This is a genomic window from Alteromonas sp. ABH4_456 (assembly GCF_056160645.1).
In genome coordinates, this window is the sequence record NZ_JBSWXO010000003.1 from 299,119 (window position 1) to 318,189 (window position 19,071).

Sequence of the window (19,071 nt, forward strand, 5' to 3'; positions counted from 1 at the left end):
TTCTAAATCCATAATTATATTTGCACTTGGAGAGATGAATGGAACTTAAGCACTTATTTCAGGCTTCAGCAATCGCAGCGGCGCTTGTTTTAGCCGGCTGTGGTGGTGACATCAATATCAGCGAAGGCGACATCGATAACAGCGTTACAAATAACAACGGAAGTAGTAGCGATTCTGGCTCAGGCGATTCTGGCGATACTGATACAGCACCCGGCGAAGTGAGCTCAGGCCTGAGCACTCAAGTTTCAACTGCATTTGGCAGCGACGTAACTGTTCGCGTACTGTCTGGTCGTTTAACTGCTGATGATGCAGACGACAGCGGTAACATTACTCTGACTAACGACACCGTATGGGCGTTAGACGGCGCGGTTTTCTTCGGTAGCGATAACGCAGACAGCGTAAACCTGGTTATCGAGCCGGGCACAACTATCTTCGGCCGCAGCGGTAACGATTACATGGTTATCAGCCGTGGTTCTACTATTGAAGCAAACGGTACTGCAGCAGCACCGGTAATCCTTACCTCAATTGAAGACGTAGTTGGCGGTGACGCTCAGCCTGGTCAGTGGGGTGGTCTGGTAATGCTGGGTAATGCGTCATCTAACCAGTGTCCTGATACAGGTGACTGTTCTCTGCAAATCGAAGGTGCTGAAGAAGGCGCGGTATTCGGTGGAACAGACGATACAGAAAGCTCTGGTTCAATCAGCTACATGGTTATCAAGTACTCTGGTTTCGAAATTGCACCCGACAACGAGCTGCAAGGTCTGACTATGGGCGGTGTGGGTTCAGGTACTTCTATCGACCACATCCAGGTACACGCATCTTCAGATGACGGTATCGAATTCTTCGGCGGTAGCCCGCAACTGAAATATGTTCTGGTTACAGGCGCGCAAGATGATTCATTAGACTGGGATAACGGCTTCACCGGTAAAATCCAGTACGCATTCCTTGAACATGCTACTGATGATTCTGACGCAAACCGTGGTATCGAAGCGGATAACGACGGTTCAGATCCGGCAAACGAGCCACAGTCTAACCCAATGATTTCTAACCTTACTATCATCGGTAACAACTTCGACGGTGACGACGATTCTGAAGGCGTTTACCTTCGTGAAGGTACCGGCGCTCAGATCTACAACATGGTTGTAACGGGCCCTGCTGGTATGGGCGAGTGTTTCGAAGTTGAAAATGTGACTGAATCTCAGGCTAACCTGGCTGACGGCACTATCACGATTCAAAACTCTGTTATGGCTTGTCGTAACGGCGAAAACTTCAAGAACGATGACGGTGCAGTTGACCTGGAAGACTGGTTCCTGAACACCATGACAGGTAACTCTGTTTCTGAAGCGATTGCCCTGAATGCAGACGGTTCTCCTACATCAGGCAGCCCGCTGTTAGGTGCCGGTGCTGATGCTTCTCAGGTTGACGGTTTCTTCGATGCGACTGATTACATCGGTGCGTTAGACGGAACAACTGACTGGCGTGAAGGCTGGGCATTTGGTTACGGCGGCGGTGAAGTGACCGGCGTAGTAGAAACTGTAGAAGGTTGTCCTTCCGGTACGTCTGAAATCACTTCTGTTGATGGTACAACCACAACATGTGAACTGTCTGGCCGCATTACTTCTGACCTGACACTGACTGAAGGCAACATGTATGCTCTGTCTGGTGCAGTATTCATCGGTAATGACAATGCTGACAGCGCGACGCTGACTATCGAAGACGGTGTAACGCTGTACGGTGCAAGCGGTAACGATTACCTGGTAATCAGCCGTGGCTCTAAAATTGATGCACAGGGTACTGCTGCAAACCCAATCACTTTCACTTCACAAGCTGATGTGGCGTCTGACGCCGGTGAGCCTGGTCAGTGGGGTGGTCTGGTAATGCTGGGTAACGCCCCATCTAACCAGTGTCCTGCTGAAGGTGCCTGCTCTCTGCAAATCGAAGGTGCAGAAGAAGGTGCGGTATTCGGTGGTTCAGACACTGCTGATAACTCAGGTACTATCCGCTACGTGCGTATCATGTACTCTGGTTTCGAAATCGCACCGGACAACGAGCTGCAAGGTCTGACTATGGGCGGTGTGGGTTCAGGTACTGATATCAGCTACATTCAAATCCACAAATCATCTGACGACGGTGTTGAGTTCTTCGGCGGTAACGTTGATATGAAGTACGTAGTACTGACTGACAACCAGGACGACAGCATTGACTGGGATAACGGCTTCCAGGGTCGCATGCAGTATGTATTAGTTCGCCAGGCGACTGACAACTCTGATGCAAACCGTGGTATCGAAGCGGACAACGACGGTTCAGACCCGGCTAATGAGCCTCAGTCTAACCCGACTCTGTCTAACGTCACCATTATCGGTAACGAGTTTGACGGTGATGACGATTCAGAAGGTGTTTACTTACGTGAAGGTACAGGCGCTCAGCTGTCTAACTTCATCGTAACAGGCCCTGCAGGCATGGGTGAGTGTTTCGAAATCGAAAACGTTAACGAATCACAAGCTAACCTGTCTGACGGTACAACAACCTTCACTAACTCTGTAATCGCTTGTGAAAACGACGAGAACTTCAAGTTTGATGACGGTGCAGTTGACCTGGAAAACTGGTTCCTGAACACCATGACCGGCAACGCAGTTGTTGCTACTCAGGCTGAAGTAGTTAACGGTATCTACAGCATCACTGATGCAGTAACGCCTAAAGACTGGACTGGCGACACGTTCTTCGACAATGCTGACTTCGTAGGTGCAGTATCTGAAGACAACGACTGGACAGCTGGCTGGACTGTTGGTCTGGAGTAATCACTCCTAATCCCACCATCAGAGCAGGCACGTTGCGGTAAAAGTAACGTGCTTGCTTTTTAAGTATTAAAAGCATCGATTTTTATCGTTGTATTGTAAGAACGCTTTTCCACGAGGTTTACAATGAAAAAGCCTGCAATCAGGTTTCCTGTCAAACCACTGAGTCTGGCTGTACTGGCAACATTATCTGCCAGCATCGCGCCCGCAGTTGCTCAGGAAACAGATGACGAAGAAGTCATTGAAGAAGTGGTTGCCACCGGCACCCGCTTAAAAGGTACGGCCACTGCCGTTATGGAAGAACGTAAGAACCAGGCTTTTGTTGCGGATATCATGGGTGCTGAGCAAATCTCTCGTACCGGTGACTCTGATGCGGCATCAGCATTGCGTCGTGTAACAGGTTTGACCCTGGTTGACGGTAAGTTCATTTACGTTCGTGGTCTGGGTGAACGTTATTCATCTACCCAGTTAAACGGTTTGGCGGTACCAAGCCCTGATCCTACCCGTAACGTTATGCCTCTCGATTTATTCCCGTCATCTATTATCGAAAGCTTATCGGTTCAGAAAGCGTATTCGCCTTCAATGCCGGCTTCGTTTGGCGGTGGTAACGTAGATATCCGGTTGCGTACCATTCCTTCCGATTTTGTGATGAGTGTGCAGGGCCAGTTAGGTTATAACTCCGATAACTTTGACGATGCCTACATGTACAACGGCGGCAGCGATGACTGGATGGGTAAAGATGACGGCACCCGCGCCATGCCTGCTGACATTGCAGCCCAGTATGCCAGCAAAGACTTTCTGGATGATTTAAGCCAGGAAGAATCTGTCGCGCTGTTCAAGCAATTAAACCGTGACTACGACCCTGTACTGGAAAGTGTTGACCCTGATATGAAGGGTAACTTCTCCATCGGTAACAGTTTCGATTATAACGACGACTGGCGTTTCGGTTTCCTTGTTGCTACCGGTTATGACCGTTCTACCAATGTAAGTGAAGAATACATTGGTGAGCAGCCACTGCGTAACGGCGATGAAATCCGTATGGTCCGCTACTATGACGAAGTGAACACCACAGAGAAATCTGTGAAGTGGTCTTCACTGTTTAACGTCGGTATCGACTATAACCGCCAGCACCGCGTGGATTACAGTGTCATTGTACTGAGCGATACCCGTGACCAGATCCGTGACATGATTGGTAACACGGCGAACATCACCTTGTCTGATAACCAGCGTGTTCGCAAATACGAAGTGCAGTACGAAGAGCGTAAACTGTTTACTAATCAGATTCGTGGTACCCATACGTTCCCTGAATTGGGTTTCTTAGGGTTTGACTGGAAATACTCATTAGGCCGTTCACTGCGTGACGCGCCGGGTAATATGGAAGCCCGCTTCCTGCTGGAAGATGAAAACCTGGATGGTATTTACGATCGTGAAACCGAAAGCAGCGTGAGTAACTCTACCGTTGCCGGACGTTATTCATTCCAGGGTCTCCATGACCGCGTAGAAAACTATGCCTACAACTTCAACTATCCGCTGATGGTAGATAAGTGGGAGATGGAATTTAAAGCGGGTGGAAATTTCCTGACCAAAACCCGTACTGCAGAAAACCGCCGTCTTGATGTGAGCACCCGTGCTTTCTCTGATACCTCATTGCTTACCGGCTATGAGTTTGACGAAGTGCTTGACGATGAAGCGCTGGACAATGCCAGCTACACCACACAGAACCTGCTGCGTGACACCACCGTTGCCGGTGATGACTATGCCGCCGGTCAGAAAGTGGATTCGTACTACTTCGAAGCGGATCTGTTCTGGAACAACCTGTGGCGTTTCAGTGGTGGTGTGCGTTACGAAGACTTCCGTCAGGCTGTTGTACCTTTTGACCCCCGTACAAACCAGTTTGACTTAACTGACGATGCGGACCGTTCACAACTGGCGTTTGCTGAAGCAGATTTCTATCCGTCTCTGGCAGTGACTTATTTCCTTGAGCAGGATATGCAGTTGCGTTTCAGCTACGGTAAAACGGTAGTACGTCCTGACTTGCGTGAAGTATCTTCAGCCACCTACATTGACCCGCTGACTGAAAACCCTGTGGGTGGTACGCCGGGTCTGGAAACCACGTCCATCGATAACTTTGATGTTCGTTGGGAATGGTACCGTGAGGCCGGTAATAACCTGTCTGTAGGTCTTTTCTACAAAGACATGGATACACCTATTGAATCTGTTCAGTCACCTGCACAGGACGGTCCGCCGCTCATCCGTATCGCTAATGCCGAAACCGGTAAGATGTACGGTGTGGAAGTGGAGTTCCTGCAAGGGCTTGAGGTGCTCGGTGACGGCGTATGGGACAACCTGTTCCTGTCCGGTAACCTGACGTTAAGTGACTCTGAGATCGAGCTTGATCCGGCAGCCATTGAACAGCAAACCGGTGTGTCTACATCTATTACCAACACAACGCGTGCAATGACAGGTCACTCTAAGTGGGTAGTCAATACACAGTTAGGTTATGACTCAGATAACGGTGAGCACTCTGCATCTTTAGTCTATAACGTGTTTGGTCCGCGTATTCTTATTCCCGGCATCGACGGGTTCGATGACAGTTTCGAGCAGCCTTTCCACTCTCTGGATGTGGTGTACAAGTGGTACCCTGATTTTAATACCACTGTCACATTGAAAGTGCAGAATATGCTTGATCAGGAAAAGAAAATTGAGTTTGAGGACACACTCCTAAGGTCCGAAACCGTAGGAACGTCTTTCAGTCTGGCTTATCGCTACGACTTCTAAAATCAACTCAAAAAGAGCCGCATCAGCGGCTCTTTTTTCGTCACCTCCCGTCGGATTATGACAGAGGAAATATGACAGTCATGTAATAAAACTGTCATAGAAAGTTCCTATCCTACGCGCAGAAATTTACGCTCGGTTAAATCCGATTCCTTTTAACAGTAAGGTTTGAATGTATGAAGCTTTTCAACTCGTTGCTGCTGGCGAGCGCCCTGACGGCCACTACCGCCATGGCACAAGACGATAGCGTCTTGAAACCCGTTGTCGATGAGGCTGCAAAAATCAATGAAAGTGCAGCTAAATCACAAGACAAAATCAACAATATCGCTGACCAAATCGATAATAAACTTCAAACGTTCAAAACGTTGAATAAAGAAATCGAAGGGCTGGAAGTTTACAACAACCAGCTGCGCAAACAGATTGCCAACCAGGAACAGGAAATGGCTGATCTGAACGCATCAATCGACGAAGTTTCGGTTATCGAGCGTCAAATTACGCCGTTAATGATTCGCATGATTGACGGTCTTGAGCAATTCGTTGCCCTGGACGTTCCTTTCCTGGAAGAAGAGCGTGCCAAGCGTATCGCTGACTTAAAAGACATGATGGACCGTGCCGATGTGTCTGCCTCTGAGAAATTCCGTCGTGTAATGGAAGCCTATCAGGTTGAGATGGATTACGGCCGCACCATGGAAGCTTACACAGGTATTCATGAAATTGACGGTACAGAGCGTGATGTTGAGTTTTTACGTCTTGGCCGTACTGCACTGATTTACCAAACCCGTGACGCTGGTAAGCAAGGTGTTTGGAATAAACAAACACGTCAGTGGGAAGAACTGGACAGCAGCTACCGTACACAGATCACTAAAGGTCTGCGCATGGCGAAGAAACAGCTTGCACCAGACTTGTTAATGCTGCCTGTTGCAATCACGGACTAAGAGGTATTGACCATGTTAAAGCAGATTAAATTTTTAGCAGCTGGTCTTGCCGCTGCAACATTAAGCTTCGGTGCACTGGCGGAAAACGACCGCGCACTGGACCTTGATGCCCTGTTGAAGCAATTGGAAGAAGGCCAGTTCGCTCAATCACAACAGAATAAGCAACGTGAACAGGAATTCACTCAACAGGTTGCTCAGCAGGACCAGATCCTGGCTGATACCCGCAAGAAGCGTGATCAGGCGCTGGCGAATTCAGAAAGTCTGGAAACTCAGTTTGAAGAAAACGAATTTAAACTGGCCGACCTGAATGCCGCTCTGGATACCCGTTTAGGTTCATTGAAAGAACTGTTCGGTGTACTGCAGCAGGTTGCCGGTGATACCAAGAGCAAATTCCAGAACTCTGTTGTTTCTGCTCAAATCCCCGGCCGCGCTGAGTTTCTTGACAACATGGCACAGTCAATGGGTAAGAGCTCAAAGTTAGCTTCTATCGAGGAAATTGAGCGCGTATGGTTTGAAATGCAGCGTGAAATGACTGAGTCAGGCAAAGTGACTAAGTTCGACACGTCTGTTGTTGAAGCCGGCGGCGAGAAAGTTAACAAAGAAATCGTACGTGTTGGCCCGTTTGCACTGGTTGCTGATGGTAAATACCTCGACTTCAACGGCATCACCGGCACTGTAGCTGAACTGGTTCGCCAGCCGGCTGACCGTTACGGCGATTCTGCACAGGCGCTGCAAAACTCAAACGGCGAACTGGTTGAGTTTGGTATTGACCCTACAGGTGGTTCTATCCTGGGTCTGCTGGTTCAGGCTCCTGATCTGAAAGAGCGTGTAGAGCAGGGCGGTGAAGTGGGTTATATCATCCTTATCGTAGGTGCTATTGGTCTGCTTCTGGCGATTGAGCGTCTTATCAGCCTGACGCTGATTAACGCGAAAGTACAAAAGCAACTTAAGCGTAAAGAAATCAAAACTGACAACCCGCTGGGCCGTGTACTGAAAGTTCGTGAAGATCACCCTAATGCGGATGTTGAAGCGCTGGAACTGCACTTAACAGAAGCGATTTTAGGTGAAGTACCAAAACTGGGTCGTAACCTGACCATTATCAAGATCATCTCAGTGGTTGCGCCTCTGATGGGTCTGTTAGGTACAGTAACCGGTATGATTAACACCTTCCAGGCAATTACACTGTTTGGTACCGGTGACCCGAAACTGATGGCAGGTGGTATTTCTACCGCACTGGTAACTACAGTACTGGGTCTGGTTGTAGCAATTCCTATGACATTGTTATACGCCATGCTGAATACCCGTAGTAAGAATATCGTGTACGTGCTGCAAGAGCAGGCGTCTGGTGTTATCGCAGAGCGCGCTGAGCGGGGCTAAGCCATGATCGCATTTCTCGAAGCCATTCGTGATTTTACAGAGACAGGGGGCCAGGTTCTCCTGGTCATCGGTCTGCTGATTTTCATCATGTGGTTACTTATTCTCGAGCGTGCGATGTACCTGCTGATTTGGCACAAGAACTTTAAGAAACAGGCCGTAGCTGAATGGAAAGCCCGCAGCGATCGTTCCTCCTGGTTTGCTGAGCAAGTACGCCAGAAAACGATTTCTGCACTGACCATTCGTTTACGGGGCAGTATTCCGATTATTCAGGCGCTGGTGGCATTGTGTCCGCTGTTGGGCCTGATGGGTACGGTTACCGGAATGATTGAAGTTTTTGATGTAATGGCCATCTCCGGCTCGGGTAACGCCCGCTCTATGGCATCTGGTGTATCTAAAGCCACTATCCCGACAATGGCGGGTATGGTTGGCGCGTTGTCAGGCGTATTCGCCTCGACCTGGCTGAACCGTATGGTGAAGACTGAACGCACACACTTAGAAGACGCCTTGATTATTGATCGCAAAGGCTAAGCCTTTCTGTCAGGAACCTTATTATGAAGCAGCATTTTCAAAATCTGATTGACGAAGAAGAAGCCACAATTGATATGACGCCCATGCTGGACGTTGTTTTCATCATGCTTATCTTCTTCATTGTAACGGCGTCTTTCGTGAAAGAAGCCGGTATCGATGTAAACCGTCCTGAAGCGGCCACCGCAGTAAAACAGGATCGCGCCAACATTCTTATCGCGATTTCTGATACCGGTGAAATCTGGATCAACAAGCGTCGTGTTGACGTACGTGCGGTACAGGCCAACATCGAGCGTCTGCATGCTGAGAACCCGCAGGGTACTGTGGTGATTCAGGCAGATCAGAAGGCCACCACCGATACGCTGATCAAAGTTATGGATGCCTCCCGTGCGGCGGGTGTTTACGAAGTTTCAATCGCAGCACAAGAGCCTTAAGCCATGCCACGATTTATCATCGCATTTGTCATTTCGCTGGCGATTACGCTTGGCCTGTTCTTCTTGATGCAATCACTCATCAAGATGGGCGGCAGTGCGTTAACAGAGCCACCAAAAGGCAGTGTGCTTGACTTTGTGCGGGTGAAGAAAGAGGAAACGGTTGAACAAAAAGACCGTAAGCCCCGGAAGCCACCACCGCCAAAAGAGCCACCGCCGCAAATGAGTTCACCGCAAATGGATTCGCCTTCGCCTGACGCCAATGGCACGTCTATGGACTTCGGCGGTGATGTTGGCGCTGACGTAGCCCTGGACGGCGGCTTAGCACTTGAATCCGGAGACGGTGAGTATCTGCCTATCGTTAAGGTTGCGCCGGTCTATCCCCGTCGTGCATTGCAGCGTGGTATTGAAGGTTTCGTTATCGTGGAGTTTACGGTAACCAAGCAAGGTACAGTGCGCGATCCGATAGTGGTAGAAGCGAACCCTTCGGGCATATTTGAGCAGGCTGCGATGGATGCTGCCATGAAGTTTAAATATAAGCCTCGTGTTGTAAACGGTGAGGCGACTGAAGTGTCCGGCGTGCAGAACCGAATCACCTTCCAGATTGACGGGTAAGTACTATGAAGAATCATTTATCCAAACGTTTGGTATGCGCTTTTTCAATGGCCTTAAACCTGGCTGTTGTACCCGCCGTTGTTATCAGCGCGCAGGCACAGGAAGTGAAAGCCAGTGAAAAGAAAACCCGCAAAGTACCGACTTTGCGTGGCAAAGTTTACGAACAGTTAGCCCGCGCTCAGGCGGCCGGCGATGAAGGAAATATTCCTGAAGCCATTGCCATCCTGGACGAGGTGAAAGACAAAGACAGTTCGATGAACAGCTACGAAAAAGCCATGATGTATAACTTCTACGGCTTCATCTATTACAACGATGAGCAGTACGATAAAGCATTAGACAGCTTTGCGCAGGTGGTGGAGCAGCAGCCGATCCCTGAAAAGTTTGAGATGACGACCTTGTTCAGTCTTGCTCAGTTAAACCTGATGCAGGGTAACTACGACAAGAGTATTGCCTATCTTGAGCGCTGGGAAGCATTGAACGACGGTGTCGTTCCGCCTAAGAATCTGATTTTAAAAGCTCAGGCTTATTATCAGAATAAGGAATACGCTAAAGCCGAACCGTTCATCACTAAAGCTATTGCTGATCATGAAGCTGAGGGCATGCTCCCTGATGAGAACTGGTTAATTCTGCAGCGGGCCATTTACTATGAACTTAAGCAACCTGAAAAGGTGAAGAATGTTCTGGTTAAACTGGTGAAGTTGTTTGACGAGCCCAAGTACTGGATCCAGCTTGCCGGCATGTACGGTGAACTGGGTGAAGAGCGAAAGCAACTGGCAATCATGGAATCAGCTTATCAGCAAGGTTACGTGGAATCGTCTGCCGACATCTTCAACCTGGCACAGCTTTATTACTATCACAAAGTCCCTTATAAAGGCGCTTTGCTGATGGAACAGGCGATGAAAGACGGTACGCTGGAAAAGAACCTGCGTAACTTACGTTTCCTTGGCCAGAGCTGGACCCTTGCCAAAGAGCAGGATAAAGCCATTCCGGTGATGCAGTCTGCCGCTGAATTGTCAGAAGACGGTGAACTGGATGCCCAGCTCGCACAGGTATTGCTGAATGCTGAGCGCTGGGATGATGCCATTACCGCTGCTGACCATGCTATTGAAAAAGGTCAGTTACGGAATCCGGGTATTGTGTATCTGATTAAAGGCATGGCGTTGTACAACAATAAGCAGTACGCCAAAGCATTGGATCAGCTTGCTGAAGCTGAAAAGCATCAGAAGAGCAAAGCAATGGCACAGCAATGGAAGCGCTTTGTACAGTCTGAAAAGACTCAGCAGGAAGCGATGGCTGAAATTTGACGTGTGTTAAATACTAAGCCCGTTGCATGCCACACGGGCACAAAGAGGCCGGCTTTCCTGGTAAAAAAGGGATAACCGGCCTTTTTTATGTTTGTAAGGTGTCATTTTACTTTCATTTACATAGCGCATGTCAGCGACTATGCTCATGGCTCGTGATTCCGGCTGTCCGGCATAGTATTTACTCTGCGTGTTGCGGATTCATTCCTATGTATATGTTTGGTATACGTAGTTTTTTCTCCACCTGATGTATAGTTTTGTAAAGCGTGGATAGTAGCCCGTGTTAGTTAGCAGGTCTGTCTGTCGTCATGATAGCTGAATATGAACGGCAGTTTTTTGAAAGAGGGCATTTTGTCATGTCAGATGAAAGTATCATTAATGAAAACAGTTATAACCTGACGCCGATGCTTTATGACGTCCGTGGTTTTTTTATTCTGACCCTGGCGTACCGCAATACCTTATCTTCTCAGGTCCGTTTTTTTGCCGAGAACCTTAAAGGCAAACATCTTGAATGTGCTATCGGTACCGGTACATTCACCCAAATTTGCATGAAGCATGCGCGAAAAAAACAGAAAGATCAGCCATTTTCACTGGTAGGTGTAGATTATTCCAAAGCCCTGATGGGGGGCGCGAGGAAGAAGCTGAAAGGGGCTGAGCTGGCCATCGAAGATCTGAGAAATATGAGCTTCGAGGACGAAACGTTCGATACTGCGAACCTGCCAAATGGTTATCACACCATTGGCGGGATTGAAAAAGCCATGCATGAAATTGTCAGAGTGCTGAAAAAAGGCGGTACCCTCTACATGAATGTGCTGCTATATCCCGGTGAAGGGTTTATGAATAAAATCAGTACGAAGGTGAACGATTACGGACAATCTATCGGTATCCTTAACCGTCCTTACACGCGGGAAGAAGTGCTGGCCAGTTTACCTGAATTCGGACTGCGTCTTGACAGTGAGCACATCAGTCAGAATTGTATTTTCCTTAAAACCACAAAAATCTGATATTCCCTTCCAACAAACCCGGCCAGCAAGCCGGGTTTGCTTTTACTGCATCATTTCACTACAGTGAAAACTCACTAATGAACAAGGATGCTGTCATGAGTGGTGTTAAACGACTCGCACAAATCACACTTTTTTCTTCTTTGCTTTCAATGTCTGCTGCGGCTGATGAATTCAGCGAGGTCTACCGTGCGTTTAAGGAGGCGGTGGAAAAAGATGACATCGTACTGAGTACGGCGCTGGCGAAACAAGCCTGGCAACTGGGTCAGCAAAAATACGGTGCTGACAGCGAAAATGCGGTGAAGCTCAGGCATTCGTACGCCAATATGCTCGCACAGCAGGATTATGTGGATGAGGCTGTCAGCCAGTTCAAAGCTGTACTGGAGCAATATGATTCGCTGTATGACGAAAATTCCCCTGCGTTACTGAATATGCACATCGATATCCTCAGTGCAGTAAATAAGCTTAAGGGCATGGATAAAGCTAAGGTCAGCTTTTCACAACGGCTGAGTCGTTACATCATTCTCAACATGGACGACATCCAGTTTGAAGATGACGCTCAGAAGGTTACGACGCATTACCTTGCTGCCACAGTAGTTATCAATTCAATCTTAGGAGTGACCAACAACGCAATATTGCGTTTCTATAAAGACAACCTGAGTATCGTCGATGGCTTTTGGGGGGATAAAGATCTACGGACTCTGGAATCCCGCTTATTACTGGCACTGGTCTACGAACGCTTTAATCATTCTTCTAAGGCCATCGGGAATTATGAGATTGTTGCTGATACCTTCGACAGTAATCTTGATTTCTCCCATCCGTATGCGCTGAATGCCCATGCGAAACTGGTCGGGTTGTATGAGAAGAAAGGAGAGTCAGATAAGGCTACAGAGCACTGCCGGGCGATAGGGAAAATGAAGCCGTGGTCAGATGATCAGGAGCCTGAGCCGCTTTATCGTGTAAATCCGGATTATCCGGTGTCTTATGCAAGGCGGGGTAAAGACGGCAGTGCGGTCCTGTCATTTACTATCGATGATGAAGGCTTTGTCCGTGACATTGAATTGATAGAAACTGACGGTGGCAGCATGTTTGGTACCGCAGCCATAAAGGCGCTGGAACGCTGGCGTTATGCTCCCAGATTTGTCGGTGGTAATGCGGTTGTAACGAAATCGCGCATGGTCAGAATGGATTTTAAATTGGGCTGAGTAGGATTCGGCGGGGTTATTTATCTTCCACAAATCCGGCGTAAAAGACTGATTCTTCATTCTCAGAAGAGGCATTATCCGCTTTTTCTTTAATGCTGATAATGTCATCTTTTATGGTCAGGAATTTCTCTGCCAGTGCCGGATCAAAATGAGAACCTGCGTTGTCGCGGATGTAGTCAAAAGAGTCGCTGATGCTCCATGCTTTTTTGTAAGGTCTTATCATGGTCAGCGCGTCGAACACATCAGCGATAGCAACAATACGGCCTGATTCGGGAATATCCGTCCCTTTTAGTCCATTCGGGTAGCCAGAACCATCCCAGCGCTCATGATGACTCACCGCCACTTCAGCAGCCAGTTTGAACAACGGTGAATGGCTGTTAGATAAGATATCGTGACCGATTTGAGCATGGGTCCGCATGATCACCATTTCTTCGTCTCTCAGCCGCCCGGGCGCTTTCAGAATACTGTCGGGAATGCCTATTTTTCCCGTGTCGTGCATAGGAGCTGCATGTTCCAGCAATCTGGCTGCTCCGACAGACCATCCTGCGGCAGTGGCCAGCCTCCTGGCATAAGCCGCCATCCGCCAGATATGCAGCCCAGTGTCGGTATCGTTATAGTGGCCCGCTGCAGCAAGCATACTGATAGCACTCAACTGACTTACCTGAAGTTCTTTTGTCCGTTCCTCCACTTCCTGGCGGGTGACCCGTTGCTGATGGGCGAGTGAAATATGGGTCTTTACCCGGGCCAGCACAATGGCGGGTACAATAGGCTTGGCAATATAGTCCACTGCACCGGCGGCGAATCCGCGCTCTTCATCTTCCCCTTGCCCGAGCGCCGTGACAAAAATCACCGGGATGGAGGCCGTTGCCGGATCCGCTTTCAATCTCCGGCACACTTCCAGACCATCCAGATGGGGCATCATGACATCAAGCAAAATAAGATCGGGCGGGGCTTTACTGACAATTTTCAGTGCAATTTCCCCCGACGGTGCCACCTTTACCTGATATTGATGGATCAGTATATCTTTGAGAATATCAATGTTTGCCGGTTCGTCATCAACGATTAAAACACTAAACGCTTTCACATTACGCCCACAATTATTGCCCGTTTACTAATGGCTGCAAGAGCACAGCCGCAGCTTCAAAATCGTATTGAGATACTTTCTGTATTGCCTGTTGCAGCACCCAGCGATGGGGAGACTGCTGATGTTCACTATAGAGTTGTTGCAGGTTGTCCGATGCTTTTGCATCGTAGTCTTCCAGTAAGTTTAGTATAAATTGAACTTGTGACGTGAAATCCTGTTCATTTTCTTGTTTTTCCTCAACATTGCTCAGTGCGTCCAGACTGGCGACGACTTTCTTCAGCGTCATATCCAGCTCTCCGGCAAGTTTGGGAATGGCGGCCTGAACCAGCTCAGCGGGAGTATCCTGCTGCAGCAATGCGCCGAGCATTTTCTTCAGTGGCTTCGCGCCAATCGCTGAGGCATCTTTTCTGATCCCTGCAAGAATTTCCACCGGCACTGATGACTGTTGCTGCAGACCTTCAACAAGGAAGTCAAAGGGGGTATTTCCGCTGACACTGTATTTCCGGTAAAAACTCTGAAGCAGTGACGCATAGGGAGCTTTTATGTCGTCGAAGTCATCGCCGGCGTGTTCTGCTTCGCCGGTATAAATCATGTAGTTATCGAGAGTACGGAGCAGATCATCATTACTTACCGGCTTGGTGAGCAACGCACACATTCCGGAATCACTGATTAAATCTTCAATGGCAGAGGCATCTTCTGTGGAAGTGCAGATAATCGGGGTGGTCAGGCTGTTACCAAATACAAGACTTTCAGCCACTTCCCAGCCGGGAATATCAGGTAATTTATTGTTCAGAATAATGGCGTCAAAGGTCAGTTGTTTACACAAGGTGATACAGTCTGCACCAGAAGAGACACAGGTGGCTTTAATACCGGCAGAATTAAGTTGCTGGGACATAACGGTCTGACTGATGTCGTCGCTGTCAGCTATCAGTACGTGTTTGCCGCTTAGCCTGCGCTCAACCAGGCCAATATCGTCCAGTGAAGTGAAACCTGTTTGAGTGTCCTTAAGTATTGCTCCCTGATTGAGGAAGTCGTGCATAGAACGCTGGGTAAACGGAAGTTGCATCACGGCGGCATCAGACAATCCGTGACTCACCAGAAGATGACGCATCTCCTCCTGATTGCCCGGGGTGAGGATGCGCAGGTGAGAATAATCCAGTTGCTTCGAGCGGAATGCCTCAGCAAGTTGTTTCATCCGCTCTTCCGTAATTTTATCTGCAACCACCAGCAGGTGGGTGGTTTGTTCCGGCAGAGATTCAGCACGGTGAGTTGTGCAGTGTTCATGAGGAACCATCAGCGTCGATAACGTTTTTTCCACCAGTCCCACTACCGGTAAAAGGGCATCGTTCAGACAGCAGAGTGTAAGAAACTGATGTGCACCTAAAGGCGGCATTGTATTGCTGGTTCCGGCCAGAGGTAATACCAGATCAATACTGAACTTACTGCCTTCACTGGGTGCGCTTTCAACCGAAATGGTGCCGTTCATCTGTTCAACCAGGTGGCGCGTAATACTCATGCCCAGACCGGTGCCGCCATATTGTCTGGATATAGAGGCGTCGGCCTGAGTAAAAGGGTCAAACAGCTTTTGTTGATGGGCATCGCTGAGACCGATACCGGTATCTGTAACCCTTAATTTAACCGATACCTGTTGTCCCTGACGGGGTTGTAATTCAACCGATACAATAATTTGACCCTGCCGGGTGAATTTGACGGCATTACTGACCAGGTTATTGAAAATCTGCATCAGGCGGTTTTCATCGCCCAGCAGGGGCAGACTCATATCGCCGCCCATATCAAAAAGCAGTAATAACCCTTTGCTGACAGCTCTGTCCTGAAACAAATTCGACACTTTCTCCAGTAAATCATCGAAGATGAATGGCTGAATATCTAAATCCAGCTTACCCGCTTCAATTTTTGAATAGTCCAGAATGTCGTTAATGATGCCCAGCAGAGTGTTGGCACTGTTGGTGGCCTTTTGCAGATAATCTTTCTGTTGAGTACTAAGAGACGAGTTCAGCACCAGATGAGTAAGGCCCAGTACGGCATTAAGCGGCGTACGGATTTCGTGACTCATGTTTGCGAGAAATTCACTTTTCGCGTTATTTGCCCGCTCAGCCTGAGAGAAGGCGTCCCGCATGGCTTGCTCAATATTCTTACGTTCGCTGATATTCCTGAACACACCGACGTGTCCCCGTATGTTACCCCTGTCATCCTCCAGTGGCACGGCAGTGATAGATACCGGAAACATAAGCCCGTTCTTATGGGTGAAATAAGTTTCTTCAGAGAAATAGATTTCACCTTTCTTAATGGTTTGAATAAGAGGGCTTTGCTGTACCGGAATGAACTTTTTATCCGGTGACTGGAACTGCACGGTGTCGTGGAAACGTCTGTTTTTCAGTTCATCCATAGTCCAGCCGAGCAGACGACTGGCCTCCGGATTAAGAAATTCAATAGTACCGCTGCGGTCAACTGCGAAAATGCCCTCACCGATAGAGTCGGTAATACTCTGATAAAAACGCTGACTGTCGGATATACGTTCCTCCAGCAGTTTCTGATGGGTAATGTCTGTCATGATGGCGACGTACCGCTCCGCTTGCCCGGAATTGCCTTCGATTGGCACAATGGTGGAGGACACCCAGAATGTCTCGCCGTTTTTTCTCAGATTGTGCACTTCGCCGTGCCACACCTCGCCAGCCCGCACCGCGCGCCAGATTGGTGTATAGAAACTTTCATCGTGATAACCGCTGCGGATAATTTCGAGGCTTTTGCCGTTAAGCTCCTTCTCCTCATAGCCTGAAATCTCACAGAACTTACTGTTGGCGAAGAGGATTTGCTTTTCATTATCCACCACCACAATAATCGCATGCTGGTCGATGGCACGGCGCTGAACTTCTACTTCATGCAGTGCTTCATTACGTTCTCTGGCGAGGTCAGCCATCAGCTCTGCCAGTCCGTTCAGTGAGTCTGTATCTTCTGATAATTCCGGCTTGGACAGGCCTTTCAGCAAGTCATTTGCCGCTATTTTCAGTTCCCGTACCGCCTGCTTTTGCTTAACCGCATCACGGCGGGCCAGCTCTAGTGATTCAGTGAGTTCCTGAGAGCTTAAGCGGATACTGCGGTCGCGGATTTCCATGTCTCTTTCATGGGATTTGTAACTGCTGTCGACCCTGTCGACGAAAGGCATCAGACCTTGTAATAACGTCTGAACTGCCGGTGGCAGTGAATCGTCAAGGGCATGCTCCAGCAGCGTATCAAGCCATTGTTCAGCCTCTTCAATGGTCTGAAAGCCCATGGTTTTCTTGATTTGTCTGAACAACAGCCTGTGCATCAGTCCGTCGTTCCGAAAAGCGTGACAATCATTGTCTGGTTATGCAATTTGCAGGGGCCCGGGGCCGTGAGGGGGCCAAACTCGCCGTTTGAATAGAATCCGCAAACCGGCAGGTCCTGCCCGAGCGCACTGGTGATGGCCTCTACTTCTTCTTCCACCTGATCACCCATGACAATTTTGCGGGCAAGACAACTGACTACCAGCGCAAAAGCCGGCTTAAACTGATTTTCTACACTGAGACTGAAGGACTGCGCTGCATCTTCCACACCGCTTATCAAATCATTTGTGGAAGCATGCATCAGCCTGAAATAGGCACCCTGTTCAATCTTTCCTCCCAAAATCAGGCTGCCGTCTGATTCGTCGACATCATAGAGAGCGCGGAGCAATCCGGAGGGCTCGTCGTAGCTGTCCATCATCTCCAGGGGGAAAAGCAGCCCTGATACGGGCAGGCGACTGGCTGAACGGCCCAGGTATTTTTTGTAAATATCCAGAGCCGGTGTGCCGTCCAGTTCATACAAAATGTTATTTTCACTGCGGGTAACCTGACGGATCGGGCCGAAAGACTGCCACCCTCCGATAACGGCCTGACTGACGGCAAGATTGTCTCCGTAGAGCCCTGCCGCAATCACATCTTGATCGCTGATCCCTTGAGGAGAGAGTGTAAAGGTCTGCACATAGCTGGCGTTGTCACCGGCCATGCCGCCACATATCAGCAAATCTGTTCCGAGCACATGGTGTAAGCCGTCGAACATTTCTCCGGGTACGAAGTCGATACCGCGGGTAAAAATAATGACGGCTTTTAAGTCGTCGCCACGAAGCGATTCGCCAAGGGTTTTACCGCAGTTAAAATAATCTTCTTCATGCACCTGACTCACGGCAATGCGGGCAAATCCCTTACCCTCAAGATCTATGCGGGTGAAAACAGCGCTCTGTTCGCGCACATCGCCGGCGGTAATTTCTCCGCTGGTACCACAACCTGCCACCGGTGCGCCTGAGGCGATGATGTCAGTGAGCAAAGATGATGAGGAAAGAAATGCAGGACTTGCGAATACCAGCAGCAAATCGCAGGGCGCTTTAACTGCCTGCAAAATAGCATCATCTTCCGTTTGGGTACTGCGAATAATGTGTTGGGTAACTTCCATGCCGCAACATCCGTGGCTAACATACAAAATATAAAATAAATCTAGCGCGACCTTACGGGTAACGCCATAAATTTACTGAAATTTAATGCGCAGGATCAACCGGGACGGGATATTCGCAGGAAGACAAGTCCGCCAAGACAACCCGCCAGACATTGTAAAGCCAGGCCGGCAGCAGAACGGGCGCCGGCGATAAGTGTGACATGCATTACCGGATACATGGCCATCAACAGCACCAGCATCGCCACGCCACCGGCCAGCGGCAGCAGCCACCTCCGACGGGTGAAGTTTCCTGTCAGCCAGCCGCACAGGGAGAAAGCGATAAACAGGGCGGCGGCCGTGGCAGAACCATACACAGGTAACAGACCAAAGATATCTTCGAATGTTGTTTGTAACCAGAGCGGGAGAGGAATGACTACGTCTAACCGGAGCAACTCAAGCAGTACCATTTGCGTATGGAAAACGCTTGCCAGGCAGTAACAAAGCAGCCAGGCGGGGAAAAAAGCCAGTGAAAACGATTTTGCAGTTGCTAACGGCATGTTGTTCAGACGATTTTTCGA

14 protein-coding genes are annotated in these 19,071 nt (G+C 48.9%); 10 read left to right on the forward strand and 4 right to left on the reverse strand.

Features of this window, described 5'->3' with window-relative positions; all coding sequences use genetic code 11:
- Nucleotides 1–38 precede the first annotated feature (38 nt).
- The 10 genes from ACXAG2_RS06635 to ACXAG2_RS06680 all read left to right on the forward strand — a co-directional run bounded on the left by ACXAG2_RS06635 (nt 39) and on the right by ACXAG2_RS06680 (nt 12,960).
- Nucleotides 39–2,798, forward strand: a complete 2,760-nt coding sequence (locus ACXAG2_RS06635) for a hypothetical protein (RefSeq protein ID WP_474844962.1) — start codon at nt 39–41, stop codon at nt 2,796–2,798.
- A gap of 123 nt (nt 2,799–2,921) precedes the next feature.
- Nucleotides 2,922–5,573 (forward strand): TonB-dependent receptor domain-containing protein, encoded by a 2,652-nt coding sequence (locus ACXAG2_RS06640; RefSeq protein ID WP_474865347.1) that lies wholly within the window; start codon nt 2,922–2,924, stop codon nt 5,571–5,573.
- Nucleotides 5,574–5,746: 173 nt separating this feature from the next.
- Nucleotides 5,747–6,505 (forward strand): DUF3450 domain-containing protein, encoded by a 759-nt coding sequence (locus ACXAG2_RS06645; RefSeq protein ID WP_119500128.1) that lies wholly within the window; start codon nt 5,747–5,749, stop codon nt 6,503–6,505.
- A 12-nt stretch (nt 6,506–6,517) separates the two neighbouring features.
- Nucleotides 6,518–7,882 (forward strand): MotA/TolQ/ExbB proton channel family protein, encoded by a 1,365-nt coding sequence (locus tag ACXAG2_RS06650; RefSeq protein ID WP_474865349.1) that lies wholly within the window; start codon nt 6,518–6,520, stop codon nt 7,880–7,882.
- 3 nt (nt 7,883–7,885) lie between these two features.
- A complete protein-coding gene (locus ACXAG2_RS06655; protein WP_119500130.1) occupies nt 7,886–8,410 on the forward strand; it encodes a MotA/TolQ/ExbB proton channel family protein in 525 nt (174 codons plus the stop codon).
- A 23-nt stretch (nt 8,411–8,433) separates the two neighbouring features.
- Nucleotides 8,434–8,841 (forward strand): ExbD/TolR family protein, encoded by a 408-nt coding sequence (locus ACXAG2_RS06660; protein WP_070123859.1) that lies wholly within the window; start codon nt 8,434–8,436, stop codon nt 8,839–8,841.
- A 3-nt stretch (nt 8,842–8,844) separates the two neighbouring features.
- A complete protein-coding gene (locus ACXAG2_RS06665; RefSeq protein WP_474844959.1) occupies nt 8,845–9,453 on the forward strand; it encodes an energy transducer TonB in 609 nt (202 codons plus the stop codon).
- Between the two features lie 5 nt (nt 9,454–9,458).
- Nucleotides 9,459–10,757 (forward strand): tetratricopeptide repeat protein, encoded by a 1,299-nt coding sequence (locus ACXAG2_RS06670; protein WP_474865352.1) that lies wholly within the window; start codon nt 9,459–9,461, stop codon nt 10,755–10,757.
- A gap of 353 nt (nt 10,758–11,110) precedes the next feature.
- Nucleotides 11,111–11,758, forward strand: a complete 648-nt coding sequence (locus tag ACXAG2_RS06675) for a class I SAM-dependent methyltransferase (RefSeq protein ID WP_161599091.1) — start codon at nt 11,111–11,113, stop codon at nt 11,756–11,758.
- A gap of 95 nt (nt 11,759–11,853) precedes the next feature.
- Nucleotides 11,854–12,960: an energy transducer TonB gene (locus ACXAG2_RS06680; RefSeq protein WP_474865354.1), complete on the forward strand. Its 1,107-nt coding sequence runs from the start codon at nt 11,854–11,856 to the stop codon at nt 12,958–12,960.
- Nucleotides 12,961–12,976: 16 nt separating this feature from the next.
- Here ACXAG2_RS06680 and ACXAG2_RS06685 read toward each other — a convergent pair whose 3' ends face one another.
- The 4 genes from ACXAG2_RS06685 to ACXAG2_RS06700 all read right to left on the reverse strand — a co-directional run bounded on the left by ACXAG2_RS06685 (nt 12,977) and on the right by ACXAG2_RS06700 (nt 19,050).
- Nucleotides 12,977–14,044: a response regulator gene (locus tag ACXAG2_RS06685; protein ID WP_474865357.1), complete on the reverse strand. Its 1,068-nt coding sequence runs from the start codon at nt 14,042–14,044 to the stop codon at nt 12,977–12,979.
- Nucleotides 14,045–14,057: 13 nt separating this feature from the next.
- A complete protein-coding gene (locus tag ACXAG2_RS06690; RefSeq protein WP_474865359.1) occupies nt 14,058–17,372 on the reverse strand; it encodes a PAS domain-containing hybrid sensor histidine kinase/response regulator in 3,315 nt (1,104 codons plus the stop codon).
- Nucleotides 17,372–18,514, reverse strand: a complete 1,143-nt coding sequence (locus ACXAG2_RS06695; RefSeq protein ID WP_474865362.1) for an FIST signal transduction protein — start codon at nt 18,512–18,514, stop codon at nt 17,372–17,374. The genes ACXAG2_RS06690 and ACXAG2_RS06695 overlap by 1 nt, the downstream gene beginning before the upstream one ends.
- A 95-nt stretch (nt 18,515–18,609) precedes the next feature.
- Complete coding sequence (locus tag ACXAG2_RS06700) at nt 18,610–19,050, reverse strand: hypothetical protein (protein ID WP_474865365.1); 441 nt, start codon at nt 19,048–19,050, stop codon at nt 18,610–18,612.
- Nucleotides 19,051–19,071: the final 21 nt, after the last annotated feature.